General features: G+C 55.2%; 14 protein-coding genes and 1 tRNA gene. 5 read left to right on the forward strand and 10 right to left on the reverse strand.

The features are described from left to right. Nucleotides 1-46: 46 nt before the first annotated feature. Nucleotides 47-123 (forward strand) — tRNA-Pro (locus IPZ49_RS01050). 66 nt (nt 124-189) lie between these two features. On the opposite strand, the gene IPZ49_RS01055 is transcribed toward IPZ49_RS01050, so the two are convergent. After that, nucleotides 190-450, reverse strand: coding sequence for a DUF2534 family protein (locus IPZ49_RS01055; protein ID WP_006811332.1), 261 nt, complete (start codon nt 448-450; stop codon nt 190-192). Between the two features lie 202 nt (nt 451-652). Between IPZ49_RS01055 and eco the strand changes: the two genes are divergently transcribed. Further along, a complete protein-coding gene (eco, locus tag IPZ49_RS01060) occupies nt 653-1,162 on the forward strand; it encodes a serine protease inhibitor ecotin (RefSeq protein WP_063932863.1) in 510 nt (169 codons plus the stop codon). Between the two features lie 134 nt (nt 1,163-1,296). Here the strand turns inward: eco and mqo are convergent, their stop codons facing one another. Next, a complete protein-coding gene (gene mqo / locus IPZ49_RS01065; RefSeq protein ID WP_058689096.1) occupies nt 1,297-2,946 on the reverse strand; it encodes a malate dehydrogenase (quinone) in 1,650 nt (549 codons plus the stop codon). 187 nt (nt 2,947-3,133) lie between these two features. Here mqo and IPZ49_RS01070 point away from each other — a divergent pair, with 187 nt between their 5' ends. Further along, on the forward strand, nt 3,134-4,429 hold the full coding sequence (locus tag IPZ49_RS01070; RefSeq protein ID WP_047732810.1) for a SulP family inorganic anion transporter: 1,296 nt from the start codon (nt 3,134-3,136) through the stop codon (nt 4,427-4,429). On the opposite strand, the gene mgtE is transcribed toward IPZ49_RS01070, so the two are convergent. The 6 genes from mgtE to IPZ49_RS01100 all read right to left on the reverse strand — a co-directional run bounded on the left by mgtE (nt 4,392) and on the right by IPZ49_RS01100 (nt 11,731). Continuing rightward, nucleotides 4,392-5,828, reverse strand: coding sequence for a magnesium transporter (gene mgtE / locus IPZ49_RS01075; RefSeq protein WP_006811337.1), 1,437 nt, complete (start codon nt 5,826-5,828; stop codon nt 4,392-4,394). The two genes, IPZ49_RS01070 and mgtE, sit on opposite strands and share 38 nt — an antisense overlap. A gap of 140 nt (nt 5,829-5,968) precedes the next feature. After that, on the reverse strand, nt 5,969-7,612 hold the full coding sequence (locus tag IPZ49_RS01080; RefSeq protein ID WP_017383408.1) for a multidrug ABC transporter permease/ATP-binding protein: 1,644 nt from the start codon (nt 7,610-7,612) through the stop codon (nt 5,969-5,971). Nucleotides 7,613-7,688: 76 nt separating this feature from the next. Next, nucleotides 7,689-8,339, reverse strand: a complete 651-nt coding sequence (alkB, locus tag IPZ49_RS01085) for a DNA oxidative demethylase AlkB (protein ID WP_003859395.1) — start codon at nt 8,337-8,339, stop codon at nt 7,689-7,691. Next, nucleotides 8,339-9,397 carry a bifunctional DNA-binding transcriptional regulator/O6-methylguanine-DNA methyltransferase Ada gene (gene ada / locus IPZ49_RS01090; RefSeq protein ID WP_063932862.1) on the reverse strand — a complete coding sequence of 353 codons (1,059 nt, stop codon included), beginning with the start codon at nt 9,395-9,397 and terminating at the stop codon, nt 8,339-8,341. Before ada ends, alkB begins: the two co-directional genes overlap by 1 nt. Before the next feature lie 72 nt (nt 9,398-9,469). Beyond that, entirely contained in the window at nt 9,470-10,525 is a 1,056-nt protein-coding gene (gene apbE / locus IPZ49_RS01095) for an FAD:protein FMN transferase ApbE (protein WP_015572290.1), read from the reverse strand. 114 nt (nt 10,526-10,639) lie between these two features. Further along, a complete protein-coding gene (locus tag IPZ49_RS01100; RefSeq protein ID WP_017693024.1) occupies nt 10,640-11,731 on the reverse strand; it encodes a porin OmpC in 1,092 nt (363 codons plus the stop codon). 744 nt (nt 11,732-12,475) lie between these two features. On the opposite strand from IPZ49_RS01100, the gene rcsD reads away from it, so the two are divergent. Both rcsD and rcsB read left to right on the forward strand, forming a co-directional pair. Beyond that, on the forward strand, nt 12,476-15,148 hold the full coding sequence (gene rcsD / locus IPZ49_RS01105; RefSeq protein WP_017383411.1) for a phosphotransferase RcsD: 2,673 nt from the start codon (nt 12,476-12,478) through the stop codon (nt 15,146-15,148). A 16-nt stretch (nt 15,149-15,164) separates the two neighbouring features. After that, nucleotides 15,165-15,815 (forward strand): response regulator transcription factor RcsB, encoded by a 651-nt coding sequence (gene rcsB, locus IPZ49_RS01110; RefSeq protein WP_193762829.1) that lies wholly within the window; start codon nt 15,165-15,167, stop codon nt 15,813-15,815. An 84-nt stretch (nt 15,816-15,899) separates the two neighbouring features. Here the strand turns inward: rcsB and rcsC are convergent, their stop codons facing one another. Together rcsC and gyrA are read right to left on the reverse strand one after the other, a co-directional pair. Continuing rightward, the gene (rcsC, locus tag IPZ49_RS01115) at nt 15,900-18,746 is read right to left on the reverse strand and encodes a two-component system sensor histidine kinase RcsC (protein ID WP_193762830.1); all 2,847 of its coding nucleotides are present in this window, start codon (nt 18,744-18,746) and stop codon (nt 15,900-15,902) included. Between the two features lie 135 nt (nt 18,747-18,881). Further along, complete coding sequence (gene gyrA, locus IPZ49_RS01120) at nt 18,882-21,518, reverse strand: DNA topoisomerase (ATP-hydrolyzing) subunit A (protein WP_017693022.1); 2,637 nt, start codon at nt 21,516-21,518, stop codon at nt 18,882-18,884. Nucleotides 21,519-21,639 lie beyond the last annotated feature (121 nt).

A 21,639-nucleotide genomic window follows, 5' to 3' on the forward strand; every position in this document is an offset into this window, starting at 1 on the left:
GCCCCTTGCATTCAAAAAGGAATCGAGTAGTATTCCTTTTATGCGTCGGCACGTAGCGCAGCCTGGTAGCGCACCGTCATGGGGTGTCGGGGGTCGGAGGTTCAAATCCTCTCGTGCCGACCAAAACTACATAAAAAAACCAGCCGCTTATGGCTGGTTTTTTATTGCCTGTCTCCGCATGCGCAATGCTTAGTGTTTTTCACGCCCACCGAGAAAGAAAATCCCCAGCGGAATCGCCAGCAGGACGGTAAACACCAGGCTGTAAACAAAGATCATCGCCGATTGCAGGACAAACATGCTGGTTGTCCAGGCAGAGAGCGGGATGTTGTACTGCTCAATCACACCGACAATGGTTGCTCGCCCCACGCATGCAGCAGCAATCATAAACACAACCAGTAACGCCAGCAGGAACTTGCGGCCTTCAGGTGTCTTCAGTTTTTCACGTACCATCTCCCCTCCCTTTACAGATGAATAACAGTAATTAACGCGTAAAATAACACGATTGCCGCATCGACTCCAACACAGCATTAAACACCAATAAATGAACATGAAAGCAGTGCATTACTCCATTTAAAATGAAAATATGAGTAAATTGCGCCAACTATTCACGTGCTATATGTTAGTCTTTCCAGGATCGTTTTAACAAAAAGGAATGACAGTGAAAAACGCACCTAAATTTGCCATCGCCCTCATCGCCGCTGCGTGCGCCAGCACTAGTGCTTTCGCCAGCGAAACCCGGAAAGAGCAGCCGCTGGAAAAAGTTGCTCCGTATCCGCAAGCGGACAAAGGGATGAAGCGCCAGGTTATTCAGCTCCCGGCTCAGCAGGATGAAGCAAATTTCAAAGTTGAGCTGTTAATCGGCCAGACACTGGAAGTGGACTGCAACCAGCATCGCCTGGGCGGCCAGCTGGAAAGCAAAACGCTGGAAGGCTGGGGCTATGACTACTATGTCTTCGACAAAGTAACCTCGCCAGTCTCCACCATGATGGCGTGCCCGGACGGCAAGAAAGAGAAGAAATTTATTACCGCGTATCTGGGTGATAACAGTCTGCTGCGCTATAACAGCAAGCTGCCGATCGTCTTATACACGCCGGAAAACGTGGATGTGAAATATCGCGTATGGAAAGCGGATGAGACGGTAGGACAAGCGGTAGTTCGTTAAAAATAAGTCGGGTGGCGCTCTCGCTTACCCGACCTGGAAAGGGTGCGTTCTGGTGCCCTCACCCCAACCCTCTCCCACCGGGAGAGGGAGAAAGCACTAAAAACGGTAACAGATGTTACCGTTTTGCGTTTACCTTACAGCGCGATATCCGCTACCGGCTTGCTTTCCGCCTGAGGTTTCAGCTCTGCCTGTGGCGCAGCATCCGCAGCCTGCGGTTTGACGTATTGCAGTTGCAGAACGCGGCTGGTGTATTCCAGCTCTTGTTCCGTGGCTTCAACGTTACCGTTCAGCTTCGTACCGTAGGATGGAATAATGGTTTTCAGCTTCGCCTGCCATTCCGGGCTGGATACTTTGTCCTTAAACACTTTTTCCATCAGGTGCAGCATGATTGGCGCAGCGGTAGACGCCCCCGGAGATGCCCCCAGCAGCGCGGCAATGGTGCCATCCTTGTCGCTTACCACTTCGGTGCCCAGACGCAGCACGCCGCCCTCTTTCGGATCGCGTTTGATAATCTGCACGCGCTGACCCGCCTGCCACAGACGCCAGTCTTCTTTCTTCGCCTGCGGATAGTACTCTTTCAGCGCCTCGAAGCGTTCTTCATCAGAGAGCATCACCTGGCTAATCAGGTATTTCACCAGATCGAAGTTATCCAGCCCCACGTCCATCATTGGCTTAACGTTTGACGTCGTGGTCGCGCTCAGCAGATCCCACAGGGAACCGTTTTTCAGGAATTTGGTGGAGAATGTGGCGAACGGCCCGAACAGCACTACGCGCTTACCGTCCAGCATGCGGGTGTCGATATGCGGAACGGACATCGGTGGTGCGCCCACAGAGGCCTGACCGTACACTTTAGCCAGATGACGGTTAACCACTTCCGGGTTTTCCGACACCAGGAACTGGCCGCCGACCGGGAAGCCCGCGTAGTCGTCCGCTTCCGGAATACCGGACTCCTGCAACAGTTTCAGCGCCGCGCCGCCCGCACCGATAAACACGAACTTAGCCTTAATCACATGCTCGGCTTCGTTGTTTTTCAGATCGGCAACGGTCACGCTCCAGCTGTTATCCGCGTTGCGCTTGAAACCACGCACTTCGGAGCTGAGTTGCAGGTTAAAGTTCTCTTTTTTCTTCAGAGAGGACACCAGCTGACGGGTGATTTCACCGTAGTTAACGTCAGTACCAATTTCAGTGCGGGTCGCCGCTACTTTCTGGTTCGGATCGCGGCCTTCCATGACCAGCGGCGCCCACTCTTTGATTTGAGCGTGATCTTCAGAGTATTTCATCCCGCGGAAAAGCGTGCTCTGTTGCAGGGCAGCGTAGCGCGCGCGCAGGAAGTTGACGTTTTGATCGCCCCACACAAAGCTCATGTGCGGTACGGTGTTGATGAAGGAGTGCGGATTGTGCAACACACCGCTGTTCACCTGGTGAGACCAGAACTGACGTGAGATCTGGAACGCTTCGTTGATCTCTACCGCCTTCTCGATACTAATGGAACCGTCCTTTTTCTGCGGCGTATAGTTCAGTTCCATGAGTGCCGAGTGCCCCGTCCCGGCGTTGTTCCAGCCGTTAGAGCTTTCCTGTGCCACGCCATCGAGGCGCTCGACCATGGTCATGGACCAGTTCGGCTCCAATTCCTGAAGATACGTTCCCAGCGTGGCGCTCATGATGCCGCCACCAATTAAAAGGACATCCGTTTCCTGCTCTTTTGGTGCGTCAGCCTTCGCCGCCATCGAGACGGCGTTCAGCCCCACGGCCAGAGAAAAGAGCACGGCAGTCATTTTTTTCATCATTTATGCCTTAGTTGAATAGTGCTTGATGCGTGGAAATTACAGGTGAAACACGCTGCGGTGGCACGGTAGCAACTTTTAAATATTGTTTAAAGGTTACGAAATTATTGTAATTGTGAAATTTAATAATGGATTGTTTGTAGGGATTTGGCAGACAGGCTGGCACCCGACGATTTTCCTGGCTATCATGCTGCACTTTGTGATCGCGCGCACGGAAGCCTGCCCCTACCAGCGAATTGTTATGTCATTACCCCACTCGTCTGTACCTCAAGAAGGCCATGTCGCCACTGTTTTACGTTCGCCTCACCGTCTGATGCGCGAAACCCTGGCCGGTGTGATTACCGCGCTGGCGCTGATCCCGGAAGTGATTTCGTTTTCCGTGGTCGCGGGCGTGGATCCGAAAGTGAGCCTTATCGCCTCCGTGGTGCTCTGTTTCGCCCTTTCCCTGCTCGGCGGGCGTCCGGCCATGGTGACGGCGGCGGCAGGTTCCGTCGCGCTGGTGATTGGCCCGATGGTCCATCAACACGGCGTACAGTACATTCTGCCCGCGGTGGTGATGGCAGGCGTGATTCAGATCCTGTTCGGCGCGCTGGGTATGGCGCGGCTGATGCGCTTTATTCCCCAGTCGGTGATGACCGGGTTTGTTAACGCCCTTGGCATTTTGATTTTCTTTGCCCAGGTGCCCCATTTCTGGAGCCGAAGCCCGCTGATTGTGGGCCTGTTCGTGCTGACGCTGCTGATTGTGCTCTGGGTGCCACGCTATATCAAAAGCGTGCCCTCCCCGCTGATTGCCATTGTGCTGCTGACTTTGTTCACCGTCACCAGCGGGCAAATCCTGCCGACGGTAGGGGATGAAGGTTCCATGGGCGGCGGTTTGCCGGGCTTTACGCAACTGCTGGTGCCGCTCAATCTGGAAACCCTGAGCATCATCTGGCCGTGCGCGCTAAGTATCGCTTTCGTTGGCCTGCTGGAATCCTTGTTGACGGCAAAACTGGTGGACGAGCTGACCGCTACCCCCTCCAGTAAGCGCCGCGAGAGCATCGGACTGGGCGTGGGCAATATTATGGCCGGGTTCTACGGCGGCATTGCGGGCTGCGCGATGATTGGGCAGACCATCGTTAACGTGGAGATGGGGAAAGGCAGAAGCCGTATCTCCACCCTTGCGGCGGGCATCGTACTGCTGGTGCTGGTTACGGCGCTCAGCGAGGTGATGGCCAAAATTCCGATGGCGGTACTGGCGGGAATTATGGCTATTGTGGCCGTCAAGACCTTTAGCTGGCATAGCGTTCAGCCCGGAACGCTGAAAAACGCGCCGGTGGCTGAAACCGTCGTGATGCTGGTGACGGTTGTGGCAACGGTTTTCACCGGCAACCTGGCAATTGGCGTGCTGGGCGGGATTGTGATGATGTTCATCCTCCCTGCCCGACTTAAGCAAAAAGCGCGTGCTACAGAAGAAAAATCGTCGCCAGTCCAAGAAAAATAAAGAAACCGCCGGTATCGGTAATGGCAGTGATCATCACGCTCGACCCCACCGCGGGGTCGCGCCCCAGCCGGGTCATGGTCAACGGGATAATCACGCCCATCATCGCCGCCACCAGCAGGTTCAGCACCATCGCCAGCATCATGACCCCGCCCAGCGCCATATCATCGTACAGCCACCAGGTAATGCCGCCCATGATGCCGCCCCAGACCAGGCCGTTAATCAGCGCGACGCCCATCTCCCTGAAAATCAGCCACGAAAAATTACCCGGCTGAATGTTTTCCAGCGCCAGGGCGCGAACGATCATGGTGATAGTCTGATTGCCGGTGTTCCCGCCGATCCCCGCCACAATCGGCATCAGCGACGCCAGGGCCACCAGTTGGGAAATGGTATGTTCAAAGCCGTCAATAACGCGGGACGCCACGAACGCGGTGCATAAATTGATGGCGAGCCACGCCCAGCGGGTTTTGACGGCCTTGCCGACGGAGGCATGAACGTCATCTTCGGCACTGATCCCGCCAAGGGCACGCAGGTCGTTATCGGTCTCTTCATAGACCACGTCAACGATCTCATCGATGGTCAGACGCCCCATCAGCTTGCCCACCGAATCCACCACCGCCGCGCTCACCAGGTCATCACGTTCGAAGGTACGCGCCGCTTTTTCGGCATCGTCTTCCGGCGAGAAGACCATCGGCTCGGTTTCCATGACCTCACTCACCCGCTGCTGAGTGCTGTTAAGCAGGATCGTTTTCAGCTCCAGCTCCCCGAGCAGAGTTTTATCCCGCGAGGTGACGAACAGTTTATCGGTGTTGTCCGGCATACTGCCCAGGCGACGAAGATAGCGCTGCACCGTACCCAGGGTGACGTCCGGGCGCACGGTGATGACGCCAAACTCCATGATCGCGCCGACGCTGTTTTTCTCGTAGTGCATCACCTGACGCACGCGCGCCCGCTCTTCAGCAGGCAGGGAAGCCAGCAGGCGTCCGGTCAGGTTGCGCGGAAGATGCTGAACGAGGTAAATCTGCTCATCGATATCCAGCGTTTGCAGGGCGTCAAGAATGTCCCGGTCGCTCATCTCATCGATAAGGTCATCCCAGACGTTTTCCGAGGCTTCAAGCAATACCTGACCGCGCTCGTGATCCTGCACCAGCCGCCACAGGGCGTGGCGCTCTTCGGAAGGCAATGCCTCCAGGGTGTCCGCCAGGTCCGGGGGCGGTAAATGTGCAACCAGCGCACCTACCTCAGCAATATCGTCGGCCAGCGTGCCGACATCATATTGCTCAGCCAGGGTTAGCTTACCCAATAACGTTGACGTGACCGCTTTATCGGTCGTCAGGAGCCAGATGAGCCGCGCACGCTCCTGGTCACGCTGCCTGGCGCTGTTTTTCTTTAATACCGACATCAATCATAAATCCATTAAATGAGTTGGCGTTAAGCATAGCGCGGGGATATGTAAATAAGAATAAACGGCGGGTCGGGATGGAGAAAAAAACGGCATATATGAAAAATTAGTGTGCCGGGCGCCACCCGGCACAATTGCAATCAGGCCGTACGCGCCACCGCGTCCCGTGACGCCGCATCGCGCTCATCGCCGGTCAGCTCGCTCAGCTTGCCGTCGCGCATCTCCAGCAGACGGTCGGCGTGAATGAAGTAGTGATCGTCATGGCTGATGGCAAAAATGGTTTTTCCCATCGCCTGCATCAGCGGCAGCAGGACCTGATAAAACTCGCGACGGAAGTGCGGGTCCTGATCGGCGGCCCACTCATCCAGCAGGATGATGTCACGCTCCTCGGCCAGGGCCAGCAGCAGCGCCACGCGCTTCTTCTGCCCTTTCGATAGTTTGAGATTCAGGATTTTGCCATCCTGTAGCTCCAGCTTGTGCGACATTTGCAGGTGCGCAAGCCACTTCTCCACCAGCGCCGGATCCGCCTGCTGCCCTTCCGGTCCCAGCAGCCGGTCGAACAGCCAGACGTCGGTAAATACCGCCGAGAAGAGCTTGCGGTAGTCCTCCGGTTTCTCCGCGCTCAGCGCTTTACCATCCAGCAAAATTTCACCCGCCTGCGGCTGGTAGAGGCCCGTCAGCAGCATCGCCAGCGTAGATTTGCCGCTGCCGTTGCCGCCGATAAGGAACAGCAGTTCGCCGCGATGAATGGTCAGGTTTATCGGCCCTACGGAGAAGGCGTTATCCTGATAGCGGAAGGTAACGTTACGCAGCTCCAGCGTTTGCCAGTTCGGGAAGGCCTGCGGGCGCGGGAACTCAGCCTTAAACGGCGCAAGGTCGAATTTCTTCAGCTTGTTGAAGGCCACCTGAGCGCTCAGCAGCGTCGGCAGTGCGCCAACGGCCGACAGCAGCGGCGTGCGTAAAAACAGCAGCGTCAGGGAGTAGGTTGCCGCCACATTGGTATCCGCCCACCCCAGGCTGTTCGCCATCCAGAACACCAGGCCAATCGCGCCAAGCATCATGATGTTGGACCAGTTCACAGCGCTCAGGTGGAACGTATCGGCGCGGATAATGTGATGACGATATTCGTGCGCATCCGGGATATAAAGATGGTTGAAGATATGCTCGGCACGCTCGCGGTTCAGCGTCAGCTCTTTGCGCCCTTCCAGCACCGTCTGATAATCGTTATAGAGCTTGTCTTCCGTTTCGCGCAGCACTGCCATGTGCTTATAGACGCGTGATACCAGCAGGAACCCGCCCCAGATGGTAATAACAATCCACAGCGCCGTTACCGCCAGCATTTTGCTGGAGAGCCAGGCGAGATAGGCTGCCGAGCCAAATGTCAGGATGATCCCCTGCACCAGCTCCGGCAGGCGCACAAAGGCGATGGTAATGGCGCGCACATCGCTGGTCAGCCCCGCCAGCAGAGAGGCACTTCCCAGCTGCTCGATGCGTTCCACCTGAGTATCAAGGATCCGTTTGATGAACTCACTGCGCAGACGGAAAACGAAATGGTGGCCGAGGGCGGTCAGCGCCAGCTGTGACCCGAGCGTGACTGCCATCAGCAGCAGCAGTAAACCCAGAAATTCCGGCAGGACGGAGAGTGACGTGTCTACCATTTCGATCAAACGCACGTTAATGAAGGCAATCAGGCCGATCCCCAGCGCCGCGCTGGCAAGGCTTAACGCCATCACCGCGATAAAAGGCCAGCGATACTGCCGCCAGACAAGAAGAAGTAGTTGCATGCAGAGCAATCCGGACAAGAAAAATCAGCCAGCAGTGTAAACTGCCTTTCACACACATCAAGAATAATTCTTATTTTTATTCTCTGTATGCCGCCTGACGGAACGTGAGGTTGTAGCGAAATGCCCCCGCCACCGGGTGATCGCCAGGTTTAAGCGGCTGAATACCGTGGTAAAAAAGCCGTGATTCACCGCCCCAGACCACCACATCACCATGCTCCAGCATCAGCCGTTTGAGCGGGTCGTTGCGCCGCAGGCCGCCAAACTGAAAGACAGCGGGCAGCCCAAGGGATACCGAGACGATCGGCGCGCGCAGGTCTGGCTCGTCCTTATCCTGATGCAAGGAGAGCTTTGCCCCAACGGCATAGCGGTTGATAAGACAGGCATCGGGTCGAAAATCAGGATAGCCGGCCGCCACGGCGGCGTCATGGCACAGCGCCTGAAACGCCTCCGGCATCGGCGGCCACGGCTGATCCGTCAGCGGATCGTTCGCGGCATATACATAGCCCCGCTCATTCGTCGCCCATCCCAGTTCGCCGCAGTTGGTCATCGCCACGGACATGGTATACCCGCCCGGCGTAACCATATGGCGAAACGGCGAACAAGCGGTAACGGCATCAATACCGTCGAACAGCGCCGCCGCGCGGGAAAGCGCGAAGCGTCTCAGGATCGTCGCCCCCGGCGCGAGCGGCTCGTGCCAGGGTTCAGCATCAGCAAAAAGATCGAGCATTATCCCTCCGGTTTGTTCGCCTCACGTTTCAACAATAGCATCTTACGCGCTGCTCCCCAGCGATAACCCGACAGCGCACCGTCGTTACGCACCACGCGGTGACAGGGGATGACTATCGCCAGTTTGTTGGCACCGCAGGCCCCCGCCACGGCACGTACGGCATTGGGTTTACCAATGGCCTTCGCCACCTGCTGATAGCTTGCCGTTTCACCGCAGGGGATATCCCGCAGCGCCTGCCAGACCTGCTGCTGGAAGGCGGTACCACGGATATCCAGCGGCAGCGTCAGCGGCGTCGCGCGGCTGTCGACAGAGGCAATAACCTGCCGAACACGCCCGGCAAACGCGCCTTCCATCGGTTCACGGACGGCAAGCGGAAACAGTGACAGCAGCTCAGCCGTCAGCCCGGCGTCGTCATCACCCAGCAGTATTGCGCAGATCCCGCGCTCGCTTTCCGCCACCAGACAGCGGCCCAGCGAGCAGTCACTGATGGCATAGCGGACCGCAGCCTCTCCGTTGCGGTACTGTTTTGCCGTCATGCCCAGCGCGCCGTTGGCTTTACGGTAGTAGCTGCTGCCGTCCGGAAAGCCAGCGGCCAGTACGGCGTCGGTGATTTTACCGCCCTGTGCAAGCAGGGTGCGCAGGCGTTGTTCACGCGCGGCCTGCTGCCATGCTTTCGGCGTCATGCCGGTGACGGATTTAAACAAGCGGTGGAAATGGAACGGACTCATGGCAACCTGCTGCGCCAGTGCCTCCAGGTTCAGCGCGGCATCCTGTTCAAGCAGTCGACAGGCCAGCGCAATGTTGGCCTTTTTCTGCGCCATAGGGTCGACCTGGTCCGGCCTACAGCGCTTACAGGGGCGGAAACCCGCCTGCGCGGCCTGGTGAGCATCAGGATAAAAGCAGACATTTTTACGCAGCGCGTGGCGGGCGCGGCAGGACGGACGACAATAAATGCCGGTCGTCTGCACGGCAAAGACAAACTGGTTATCCGCACGCGGATCGCGGGCCAGTACGGCCTGCCAGCGATCCTCATTGGTAAGATAGGTTGTGTTTTTCATTATCGGCTCCTCTTACAAGCATACGCTCAGCTTGCCTGAACGCCACCGAACAAAAACCCGCAACCTTGCTTTTTAATTTTTTTCGCTCACCAGGAAGCTGTTGAACTGCGGCGAACTCCAGGTTTTAAATCCGTCAGCCTCTTTGGTGATCATATAGACGGCCAGCCCTTCCTGACGCACCACCTCTTTGGCCTTCTCCGTGCCGAGCACCATCAATCCGGTATCCCAGGCATCCGCTTCCAGCGCGGTTGGGGCTATCACCGTCACGGACACCAGGTTGTGGGTAATCGGGCGTCCGGTTTGCGGATCAATCACGTGCGAGATACGTTTGCCATCCAGCTCGTAATAGTTGCGGTAGCTTCCGGAGGTGCTTATACCGTGCCCGTTGATGTCGACAATCGCCTGCACCGCGTTCTGCTGATCGGTTGGTTTTTGGATGGCCACTCGCCACGGCCTGCCGCTGGCGTTCATGCCCCGGCTGACGAGCGCGCCCCCGACGGAAACCAGATAACGCGGAATGCCTTCCTGCGCCATCAGGGCCGCGAGATGATCCGCAGCATACCCCTCGCCTACCGTGGAGAGATCGACAAACAGGTCGGGAATATCTTTTTGCAGGTATTGCTGACCGTACTGGGAGATCACCGCCAGATGCTGTAACCCTGTACGGGCGCGGGCGTCGTCGATGGCGGCTTGATCGGGTGTAGTCACCGGCTGCTTGTTGGGGCCAAATCCCCACAGGTTCACCAGCGGCCCCACGGTCACATCCATTGCGCCATTGGTTTTGTAGCCCACGCGCATGGATTCCGTGACGATATCGGCCATCGCTTCGCTCACCGGCCACAGCGAGGTGCTGCTGGAGCGATTGAAACGCATCAGCGCTGAGTCATTTTTATAGGTAGAGAGTAGCTGATCGTCGGCATCCAGCTGCGCCTGAATTTTACCGCGTAATTCTTCAGCGCGGGATTTATCAATATCCATCACGCTGACGCGCCAGAAGGTCCCCATGGTTTTCCCTTCCAGCACCGTCGCGGCGGGTGCGTCGATTTTTGCGGGCTGTGTGGAAGAGTCACACGCGGTCAGGAGTAAAAAAGTCGCCAGAACGCTGGCGCGTAAAAAAGTCATATCCATTAGTTATTATCCTCATGCCAGGGCGGCAAGAGTACACTAAAACAGCGTATTTGTAAGACCCTAAAAAAGCATGAAAAAAGGGGCCTGATGGCCCCTTTGTCGCTGTATGAGCAATTAGAACTGGTAAACCAGACCCAGCGCGACGATATCGTCAGTACCGATACCTGCTGCGCGAGTGAAGTCGTTCTCATCAACCAGGTTGATTTTGTAATCAACGTAGGTGGACATGTTTTTGTTGAAGTAGTAAGTCGCGCCAACATCAACATATTTCAGCAGATCCTGGTCGCCGTAGCCGTTTTCCAGGTCCTTACCTTTAGATTGCAGGTACGCCACGGATGGACGCAGACCGAAGTCGAACTGATACTGCGCAACCACTTCGAAGTTCTGCGCTTTGTTAGCCCAGCCCAGGTCGCCCGCACGGGTCGCGTTGTAAGTCTGAGTATACTGTGCAGCCAGGTAGATGTTGTTCGCGTCGTATTTCAGACCACCGGTGTAGGTCTCTGCGCGATCGCCGTTACCGTAGGCCATGGCGTTCTGGTCATCAGTACGTTTAGAGCTGGTGACCGCCGTACCGAGTGCGAAGCCTTCGCCCAGATCGTAGGTCAGAGAGCCACCGTAGCCATCACCGTTCTGACGCAGTGCCTCACGACCGTTGTTGGTCTGGCCTTCGCCGCTTGGGCTGCCGTTTTTACCCTGGTACTGCAACGCGAAGTTCAGACCATCAACCAGACCGAAGAAGTCCTGGTTACGGTAGGTCGCGAAGCCGTTACCACGCTGCTGCATGAAGTTGTCAGAACCGTAGGTATCGCCGCCGAATTCCGGCAGAACGTCGGTCCAGGAAGTCACATCGTAAACAACGCCGTAGTTACGACCGTAGTCGAATGAACCCGCATCCGCGAATTTCAGACCTGCGAACGCCACACGCGTCCATGAGTTGTTTTCGTTCTCACCAGAGTTACCCTGGATCTGGTATTCCCACTGGCCGTAACCGGTCAGCTGGTCGTTAACCTGAGTTTCGCCTTTGAAGCCCAGACGCATGTAGGTCTGGTCGCCGTCTGCACTGTCGTCATCAGAGAAATAGTGCAGACCATCCACTTTACCGTACAGATCTAATTTGTTGCCGTCTTTGTTATAAATTTCAGCCGCATTTGCTGCGCCTGCCACCAGCAGAGCTGGTACCAGGAGGGACAGTACTTTAACTTTCATTTTATTAACCCTCTGTTATATGCCTTATTATTTACCACTGCTTACTGGTCAACCCTCTTAACCAGTCGGCAAGTTCATTCTCCTCAAAAATGCAGAATAATCCAACAGGAATATGATACGAAAACTTTGAAGATGTTTCACTTTACCATCAACATGTTTCAATTTGTAAATTTGAAGGAACTTTTACAGAGCATAAATAGTTTAAAAATATAGCACGGATAATCAAAACAAAAATATATTCTATTTAATACAAGTGATTAGCTTAAAAAACGGTACAGCACTGAATGACAAAAAAATTCCCTTCAACACCACTAAAATAACTCTCGCTATCATCATTAACTTTATTTATTACCGTCATTCAGTTCTGAATGTCTGTTTATCCCTAATTGAACCGGATGCTTCGCATTCGGTTTTTTTTTACCTTTCTTTACGTCAGCCTACATTTTATGTGCTACCCCTCAGAAATGATAACGACTATTAACTAAATCCAGATTCCGGCTTTCGCTGAATTCTTTTTTATGCTATTGAAATTAATTTCTTGTTTATTCGTGCTATTTTCCTGCCGGTGCGATCGCGTATTTATACATTTCACGGGGTTTTGTACACCTTTCATCCGGGGACGTTGAAGCCGGTTACCCGGATAAAAAGTCAAGGTCATACCGTTAACGACGCTGGAAATTCAGTTATTACCCTTTATACTGCCCTATCCCATTACCGCGCGGCCATTACGGGTTAAACACATCGATGAGTCAGACTGAAACTACCGCCCCGAGCAAATTCTCCCTTCTACCGGGCAGCATCACCCGTTTCTTTCTTCTGTTGATCGTTGTGCTGTTAGTCACAATGGGGGTGATGGTTCAGAGCGCCGTTAATACCTGGCTTAAAGATAAAAGCTATCAAATCGTCGATATCACCCATGCGGTGCATAAGCGCATTGATACGTGGCGCTATGCGACCTGGCAAATCTACGACAATATCGCTGCCGCGCCTGCCACCTCGTCAGGCGAAGGGTTGCAGGAAACGCGCCTTAAGCAGGATGTGTATTACCTTGAAAAACCGCAGCGCAAGACGGAAGCCCTGATTTTCGGCTCGCACGACAGCGCAACGCTTGAGATGACGCAGCGGATCTCCTCCTATCTGGACACCCTGTGGGGCGCCGAGACCGTACCGTGGTCAATGTATTACCTGAACGGTCAGGACAACAGCATGATCCTGATCTCGACCCTGCCGCTTAAGGATCTCTCCTCCGGCTTTAAAGAGACCACCGTTGGCAGTATTGTGGATTCCCGTCGGGCAGAAATGCTGCAACAGGCCAACGCGCTGGACGAGCGAGAAAGTTTCTCGTCGCTTCGCCGTCTTGCCTGGCAGAATGGCCACTACTTTACGCTGCGAACCACCTTTAACCAGCCGGGCCATCTGGCGACCGTGGTTGCCTTCGACCTGCCGATTAACGATCTCATCCCACCGGATATGCCGCTGGACAGTTTCCGTCTGGAGCCAGACAACAGCACCCAAAATATGCGCACGCCGTCGGATAAAGAAGGCGCGGACAGCGTAGCGATCTCCTTTAATGGCTCAAAGATTGAGATTGCCTCATCGCTCAACTCAACCGGTATGCGTCTGGTGTGGCAGGTGCCTTTTGGCACCCTGATGCTTGATACTCTGCAAAACATTCTGCTGCCGCTTTTGCTGAATATTGGCCTGCTGGCGCTGGCGCTGTTTGGCTACAGCACCTTCCGTTTCCAGTCGGGCCGCCAGAGCGACTCGACGTCGGTATCAGCCGGGACCAGCAACGAGTTGCGCATTCTTCGTGCCCTGAATGAAGAGATTATTTCCGTGCTGCCGCTTGGGGTGCTCGTTCACGACCAGGAGGCTAACCGCACGGTAATGAGCAATAAAATTGCCGATCACCTTCTGCCGCATCTTAACCTGCAAAATATTACGGCCATGGCGGACCAGCACCAGGGCGTTATTCAGGCCACCGTTAATAATGAACTGTATGAGATCCGTCAGTTCCGCAGTCAGGTCGCCTCGCGCACGCAAATCTTCATCATTCGCGATCAGGATCGCGAAGTGCTGGTGAATAAAAAGCTCAAGCAGGCGCAAAGGCTGTACGAGAAAAACCAACATGGCCGCGCGGCGTTTATGCAAAATATTGGCGATGCCTTTAAACAACCGTTGAAGTCACTCGCCACGCAGATTGCTGATCTGAGCACGCCGGAAAGCCGACAGCTCAGCAGCCAGGCCGACTCCCTGGTTCGTCTGGTGGACGAAATCCAGCTTGCGAACATGCTGGAGAATGACATCTGGAAGGGCACCCCTACGCTCTTCTCCATTCAGGACCTGATTGATGAGGTGGTGCCGGAAGTCCTGCCGGTGATCAAGCGCAAGGGACTCCAGCTGCTGATCAACAACCATTTACCGGCCAACGACGAACGTCACGGCGATCGCGATGCCCTGCGTCGCATCCTGATGATGTTGATACAGTATGCCGTCACCACGACGCAGATCGGCAAGATCACCCTTGAAGTCAGCACCGATGAGTCCACCGACGATCGTCTGACGTTCCGCATTCTGGATACGGGCGAAGGCGTCACAGTGAGCGAAATTGATAACCTGCACTTCCCGTTCCTGAACGATACCCAGCGCGACCACTACGGTAAGGCGAATGCCCTCACCTTCTGGCTTTGCGATCAGCTGGCGCGTAAGCTGGGCGGTCATCTGAACATTAAGGCCCGCGAATCCCTCGGCACCCGCTACTCTTTACACGTGAAAATGGCGGCGAATCCCCAGGAAGAGGATGAAGAGCGTCTGCTGGACGATGTGGTGGTGATGGTGGATGTGACCTCCAGTGAGATCCGTAATATCGTCGTTCGTCAGCTGGAAAACTGGGGGGCGTCCTGCATTACCCCGGACGAAAGGCTCGCGAGTCAAGAATTTGATCTATTTTTAACTGATAATCCGTCTAATCTTACTGCCTCAGGCTTGCTTTTAAGCGATGATGAGCCAGGCGTGCGGAAAATCGGCCCTGGGCAGCTGCGCGTCAACTTTAATATGAGCAATGCAATGCAGGAAGCTGTATTACAACTGATTGAAGAGAATCTGGCGCAGGAAGAGATCCTGGAGTCACCGTTAGGCGGCGATGAAAATGCCGAACTCCATGCCAGCGGATATTATTCGCTCTTCGTTGATACAGTACCAGATGATGTTAAGCGGTTGTATACTGAGTCCGCTGCGCAGGATTTTGCAGCGCTGGCACAGACAGCACACCGGCTTAAAGGGGTGTTTGCCATGCTTAATCTGGTTCCCGGCAAGCAGTTATGTGAAACGCTGGAACATCTAATTCGTGAGAAAGATGCCTCTGGCATTGAAAAATACATCAGCGACATTGACGCTTACGTCAAGAGCTTGCTGTAGCAAGGTAGCCTTATACATGAACAATATGAACGTAATTATTGCCGATGACCATCCGATTGTACTGTTCGGTATTCGCAAATCACTTGAACTGATCGAGTGGGTGAATGTAGTCGGTGAATTTGAAGATTCCACAGCCCTCATTAACAATTTGCCTAAACTTGATGCGCACGTGCTCATTACCGATCTCTCCATGCCTGGAGATAAGTACGGTGATGGGATCACGCTCATCAAATACATTAAACGCCACTTCCCGGACATTTCGATCATTGTTCTGACCATGAACAATAACCCGGCGATCCTGAGCGCCGTTCTGGATCTCGATATTGAAGGGATTGTGCTGAAACAAGGCGCACCTACCGATCTGCCAAAAGCGCTGGCGGCGCTACAGAAAGGGAAGAAATTCACTCCTGAGAGCGTCTCGCGCCTGCTTGAAAAAATCAGCGCGGGTGGTTATGGCGACAAGCGTCTCTCGCCTAAAGAGAGTGAAGTTCTGCGTCTGTTCGCTGAAGGTTTCCTGGTCACTGAAATCGCCAAAAAGCTGAACCGCAGTATTAAAACCATCAGTAGCCAGAAAAAATCCGCGATGATGAAGCTGGGTGTTGATAACGATATCGCCCTGCTGAACTATCTCTCTTCCGTGACGCTGAGCGCAACGGACAAAGATTGATCTTCGCTGTCTACGCCGGGTGGCGCTCGCGCTTACCCGGCCTACAGCCGCCGGAGAAATAAAAAAGGCCCTTTCGGGCCTTTTTTATTGTCTCGCTTTTCGTACCCGCTCCGCATACACGGACAGTGTCTGCTTCAGTACATCCAGCGTGACCGGCTTCGACAGGCAGCTGTCCATTCCCGATTCCAGACAGCGCTGCTTCTCCTCCGCCAGCGCGTTGGCTGTCACCCCCACCACCGGCAGCGTCAGCCCCAGCTGTCGGATACGCTGCGTCAGACGGTAGCCGTCCATGTTAGGCATGTTCACATCGCTGAGCACAATATCAATATGGTTCTTACTTAAGACATTCAGGGCATCCACGCCATCATTGGCCGTTTTACACTGATAGCCCAGAGAGCCAAGCTGATCTGCGAGCAGACGACGGTTAATCGGATGATCGTCGACGACCAGAATCATCATATCGTCGTTCACCGACGCCAGCTCATCAGGGGAAGCCAGCACGGTGGCGCCGTCGCTGTCCTCAAGCTGCACGCTGTAAATACGCGCCAGCAAGCCCAGCAGCTCGTGCGGTGTCGCCACGCTGTGCACCCATACCCCAGGCGAACGCTCAAGCGGAATACCGATATGACGGCGGCACAACATCACTACGCCGCGCCCCGCCCACGCCTGCTCCGGCTCAACGTCGGTGATCAGCATGTCATCCGCGTCCGGCGTCTGGCCTTCGTAGCGTGAAACCCGCACGCCGCTGCTGGTCAGCATCGAGGTCAGGAAATCATGTAAGGAGGCGTTGTGCACCGCCAGCCAGCAGTGCTTATCGCTCAGCCCGTCGACGGTGGTTTTCGCCGGATAGTGCGCCGAATAGAGCGGAATACGAATGGTGAACTGGCTGCCCATGCCTGGCTCTGTATCGACGGAGATATCTCCATCCATCATACTGATAAGCTTCTCGCAAATCGCCAGACCTAGCCCGGTCCCCTGGAAATTACGCTGGACGCCGGTTCCCACCTGGAAGAACGGATCGAACAGGCGAACGACCTCTTTCGCCGGAATGCCAACACCCGTGTCGCGCACGCGAATGGTCAGGTACTCCCCTGCCCGACAGACGTGCAGCACAATACAGCCGATATCGGTGAATTTGATGGCGTTGCTCAGCAGGTTTGAGATGACCTGTTGCAGACGCATCGGATCGCCATGCAGCGTCAGCGGCACATCCGGCTCGATAAAGCAGTACAGCCCAAGCTGTTTACGCACCACCAGCGGCAGGTAGTTAGCGCAGATATGGTTCATCACTTCGCGCGGGGAGAACTCGCGCGGCTCTATTTTCAACTGCTCGGATTCAATTTTAGAGAAATCGAGAATATCGCTGATGATTTTCAGCAGCAGGCTGGACGAGTTGTTCATGGCCGTCACCAGCCGGTCGACCCCTTTCGGCAGCTCTTTGGTCTGGAGCAGGTCGAGGTTACCGATAATGCCGTACAGCGGCGTTCGCAGCTCATGGCTGACGGTCGCGATGAACATCGATTTCGACTGACTGGCCTGCTCCGCCGCCTGCGCCATATCCTGCAATGACTCTTCCATTTTCACGCGCGCAGAGACGTCCACCAGCACGCAAATGGCCACGTTTTCATTGCGGTAGCGAGAATGGACGAAGCTGATTTGCAGGTTGGTGTGGGTGCTGGTCAGCACATCCACAAAGTTAACCTGCTGACCGCAGATGATCTGCGTTAACCGCTGGCGGTCTTCATGCGTGAGCATGTTCAGGTAGTTATGGGCAAGCTCGTTACTGAGGATATTTGTCCCGTCCTGAGTACGCAGGATGCAGATCCCTACCGGCGCCGAGGCGACAATTTTACGGTTAAACTGCTCATGCTCTTCCAGACGCTGAGCATCCGCTTCCGCAGGAATAAAGATCCGCCGCTCATACATTCTCGCCAGCATAAACAGCGCGACGCCTACCGCGATGTTTAGCAAAATGGCGTTAAGGATCAGGATGCGAATGCGCTCCAGGACCTTGTCCACCGGCAGCGAGTAGACAATGCTCAGCGACGATGGCGGTAAACTTTTCTTCAGCACCAGCTCGCGGAACCCGGAGGTATAGCCAAACCATGACCGCTCCTGCATCCAGCTGGGTTCCACCTTCAGGCGGTTTTCAGGCCCGGTAAGGGAGATGAGCGGATGGCCGTTTTCATCCAGAATGGTCACGCCCATCGGCAGACTGCCCGGCGTGAAGAAGTTTTCCATACGGATGGTTTGTTCAATCCCCAGCAGCGCTTGCAGGCGGTTTCCGAGGTAAACCGGAGTCAGGGCATAGAAATAGCCGACGCCCATGCGCGGCCCCTGGCTTATCCAGAAGATGTTGTTCCCGCGCTCTTCCTGAGGCGCATTGCGGTATTTCACTATACGCTCATGCAGACTTTTCAGCGCGTCTTCGCGTTCGACGGGCATATCCCGCAGGCCGAAATCCGCCATGCAGAGATTTTCGTTGCCAATCAGGTAGACACGGTTCAGATCGTAGGCGGCCGAGAAATTATCGCGCCAGTAGCGCATAAACCATGAGAGGGACTCCAGTGAACCACGCCAGGCTTTGCTCATGGCGGAACAATCGGAGTCCGGGAAGAGCGGTTCGAAATCAGGTACTTCGGTTTTTTCATCCCGACCGCGGATAGCAAGAATGCCGTTCTCCGCCGTGAGTCGATTCTCAGCAATATACTTAAGCTCTTTCATCACGTCAGACGTGCGCTGGATATAGCGCTGAGCCTGATCCGAGCTTAAGTTAAACTCCTGGCGGATCTCCGCTTCTTTCTGGTGTAACGCGTTAACGATGTAAAACACCGAGAGCAGTGCCACCAGCAACCATAGCAGTAGCGCAAGCGCCCGAAACAGATAGCGAGAGACTTTTAACGTGGTACGAAAGGAGACGAGGTATTTCAAAGGGGCGAGGCTCCGCCGTCGGGGTCAAAAAGAATGTGGTTAAGGTAGCGGTAAACGCGGCTTGTCGCAATGTTCACTTGTCTGCTTGCGCAAAACAAAAGGGCCGGAAACCGGCCCTTTATGCGTCAGGAGACGTTACTCGTCAGCGTCATCCGCTACTTCATCATCGGTGTCCGCTTCCGGGGCGATTTCATCATCCCCTTCCGCAACGCTGCCGTCGATAGAGTCGAGCTCTTCGTCATCCACCGGCTCAGCAACGCGTTGCAGACCGACGACGTTTTCATCTTCCGCAGTGCGGATGAGGATAACGCCCTGGGTGTTACGACCCACCACGCTGATCTCAGACACGCGGGTACGCACCAGCGTACCGGCATCGGTGATCATCATGATCTGGTCCGCGTCGTCCACCTGCACCGCGCCAACAACGGAACCGTTGCGCTCGGTCACTTTGATGGAGATAACGCCCTGCGTGCCGCGAGACTTGGTCGGGTATTCGCTTTCCGCCGTACGTTTACCATAGCCGTTCTGGGTGACGGTCAGGATTGCGCCTTCGCCACGAGGAACGATCAGGGAAACCACGCTGTCTTCACCCGCCAGCTTGATACCACGCACGCCGGTCGCCGTACGACCCATTGCGCGCACGGCGTTCTCTTTAAAGCGCACCACTTTACCGGCGGCAGAGAACAGCATAACTTCATCAGAACCGGAGGTCAGATCCACGCCGATCAGCTCATCGCCTTCGTTCAGGTTCACCGCGATGATCCCGGCAGAACGTGGACGGCTGAACTCGGTCAGCGCGGTTTTCTTCACGGTACCGCTCGCGGTCGCCATAAAGACGTTCACGCCCTCTTCGTACTCGCGTACCGGCAGAATAGCGGTGATACGTTCGTTCGCTTCCAGCGGCAGCAGGTTGACGATAGGACGACCCCGCGCGCCACGGCTCGCTTCCGGCAGCTGATAGACTTTCATCCAGTACAGACGGCCCCGGCTGGAGAAGCAGAGGATCGTGTCGTGGGTGTTGGCCACCAGCAGACGGTCAATGAAGTCTTCTTCTTTAATACGCGCCGCAGATTTGCCTTTACCGCCACGACGCTGTGCTTCGTAGTCGGTCAACGGCTGATACTTCACGTAGCCCTGGTGAGACAGCGTCACTACCACGTCTTCGCGGTTGATCAGATCTTCAATGTTGATATCAGAGCTATTGGCTGTGATTTCGGTGCGACGCTCGTCGCCGAACTGATCGCGAACCAGCTCCAGCTCTTCACGGATCACTTCCATCAGGCGCTCTGCGCTACCCAGGATATGCAGCAGCTCGGCAATCTGCTCCAGCAGCTCTTTGTACTCGTCGAGCAGTTTTTCATGCTCAAGGCCGGTCAGTTTCTGCAAACGCAGATCCAGAATCGCCTGGGCCTGCTGTTCAGTCAGGTAGTACTGACCGTCACGCACGCCGAATTCCGGTTCCAGCCACTCAGGACGCGCAGCGTCATCACCGGCACGTTCCAGCATTGCCGCCACGTTGCCCAGATCCCATGGACGCGCAACCAGCGACGCCTTCGCTTCTGCCGGCGTCGGCGCACGGCGGATCAGCTCGATGATCGGGTCGATGTTCGCCAGCGCAACGGCCAGTGCTTCAAGGATATGGGCACGGTCGCGCGCTTTGCGCAGTTCGAAGATGGTACGACGGGTCACCACTTCACGGCGGTGACGCACGAACGCGCTCAGGATCTCTTTCAGGTTCATGATCTTCGGCTGGCCATGGTGCAGCGCAACCATGTTGATACCGAAGGAGACCTGAAGCTGAGTCTGGGAGTAAAGGTTGTTCAGCACAACTTCACCCACCGCGTCGCGCTTGATTTCAATCACGATGCGCATACCGTCTTTATCAGACTCGTCACGCAGCGCGCTGATGCCTTCAACGCGTTTTTCTTTTACCAGCTCGGCGATTTTTTCAATCAGTCGCGCTTTGTTCACCTGATACGGGATCTCGTGAACAATAATGGTTTCACGGCCGGTTTTAGCGTCCGCTTCCACTTCGGCGCGGGCACGGATGTAAATCTTGCCGCGACCGGTGCGGTACGCTTCTTCAATACCGCGACGGCCATTGATGATTGCCGCCGTCGGGAAGTCCGGGCCCGGGATGTGTTCCATCAGCCCTTCAATGCTGATGTCTTCATCGTCAATGTAGGCCAGGCAGCCGTTGATCACTTCCGTGATATTGTGCGGTGGAATGTTGGTTGCCATACCGACGGCGATACCGGACGAACCGTTCACCAGCAGGTTTGGGATCTTCGTTGGCATAACGTCAGGAATTTTTTCCGTGCCGTCGTAGTTATCAACGAAATCAACCGTCTCTTTTTCCAGGTCAGCCATCAGCTCATGGGCAATCTTCGCCAGACGGATTTCCGTATAACGCATTGCCGCGGCGGAGTCGCCGTCGATAGAACCAAAGTTACCCTGACCATCTACCAGCATGTAACGCAGCGAGAAGGGCTGCGCCATACGGACAATGGTGTCGTACACCGCGGAATCACCATGAGGATGGTATTTACCGATTACGTCACCAACGACACGGGCAGATTTTTTGTAGGCTTTATTCCAGTCATTGCCCAATACGTTCATGGCGTATAGTACGCGACGGTGTACCGGCTTCAGGCCATCGCGGACGTCCGGCAGCGCACGGCCAACAATGACCGACATCGCATAGTCCAGATAGGAGCTTTTCAGCTCTTCCTCGATGTTAACCGGTGTAATTTCTCTCGCAAGGTCGCTCATCTAACCGCTATCCCTCTACTGTATCCCGGATTCAAAGGTCGCAAATTATAACACAGCCGCGGTGATACAGGTAAACCTATACGCTTTATTCACAGGGATTGCCTGATATACTCATTTGTCT

Source organism: Enterobacter cloacae complex sp. S2, from assembly GCF_015159675.1.
Classification (GTDB): Bacteria; Pseudomonadota; Gammaproteobacteria; order Enterobacterales; family Enterobacteriaceae; genus Enterobacter; species Enterobacter intestinihominis.

Bases quoted from the DNA above. Each gene is read 5' to 3' on its own strand.
- IPZ49_RS01055 (WP_006811332.1), bottom strand. From the start codon at position 450: ATGGTACGTGAAAAACTGAAGACACCTGAAGGCCGCAAGTTCCTGCTG.
- eco (WP_063932863.1), top strand. From the start codon at position 653: ATGACAGTGAAAAACGCACCTAAATTTGCCATCGCCCTCATCGCCGCT.
- mqo (WP_058689096.1), bottom strand. From the start codon at position 2,946: ATGAAAAAAATGACTGCCGTGCTCTTTTCTCTGGCCGTGGGGCTGAAC.
- IPZ49_RS01070 (WP_047732810.1), top strand. From the start codon at position 3,134: ATGCTGCACTTTGTGATCGCGCGCACGGAAGCCTGCCCCTACCAGCGA.
- mgtE (WP_006811337.1), bottom strand. From the start codon at position 5,828: ATGTCGGTATTAAAGAAAAACAGCGCCAGGCAGCGTGACCAGGAGCGT.
- IPZ49_RS01080 (WP_017383408.1), bottom strand. From the start codon at position 7,612: ATGCAACTACTTCTTCTTGTCTGGCGGCAGTATCGCTGGCCTTTTATC.
- alkB (WP_003859395.1), bottom strand. From the start codon at position 8,339: ATGCTCGATCTTTTTGCTGATGCTGAACCCTGGCACGAGCCGCTCGCG.
- ada (WP_063932862.1), bottom strand. From the start codon at position 9,397: ATGAAAAACACAACCTATCTTACCAATGAGGATCGCTGGCAGGCCGTA.
- apbE (WP_015572290.1), bottom strand. From the start codon at position 10,525: ATGGATATGACTTTTTTACGCGCCAGCGTTCTGGCGACTTTTTTACTC.
- IPZ49_RS01100 (WP_017693024.1), bottom strand. From the start codon at position 11,731: ATGAAAGTTAAAGTACTGTCCCTCCTGGTACCAGCTCTGCTGGTGGCA.
- rcsD (WP_017383411.1), top strand. From the start codon at position 12,476: ATGAGTCAGACTGAAACTACCGCCCCGAGCAAATTCTCCCTTCTACCG.
- rcsB (WP_193762829.1), top strand. From the start codon at position 15,165: ATGAACAATATGAACGTAATTATTGCCGATGACCATCCGATTGTACTG.
- gyrA (WP_017693022.1), bottom strand. From the start codon at position 21,518: ATGAGCGACCTTGCGAGAGAAATTACACCGGTTAACATCGAGGAAGAG.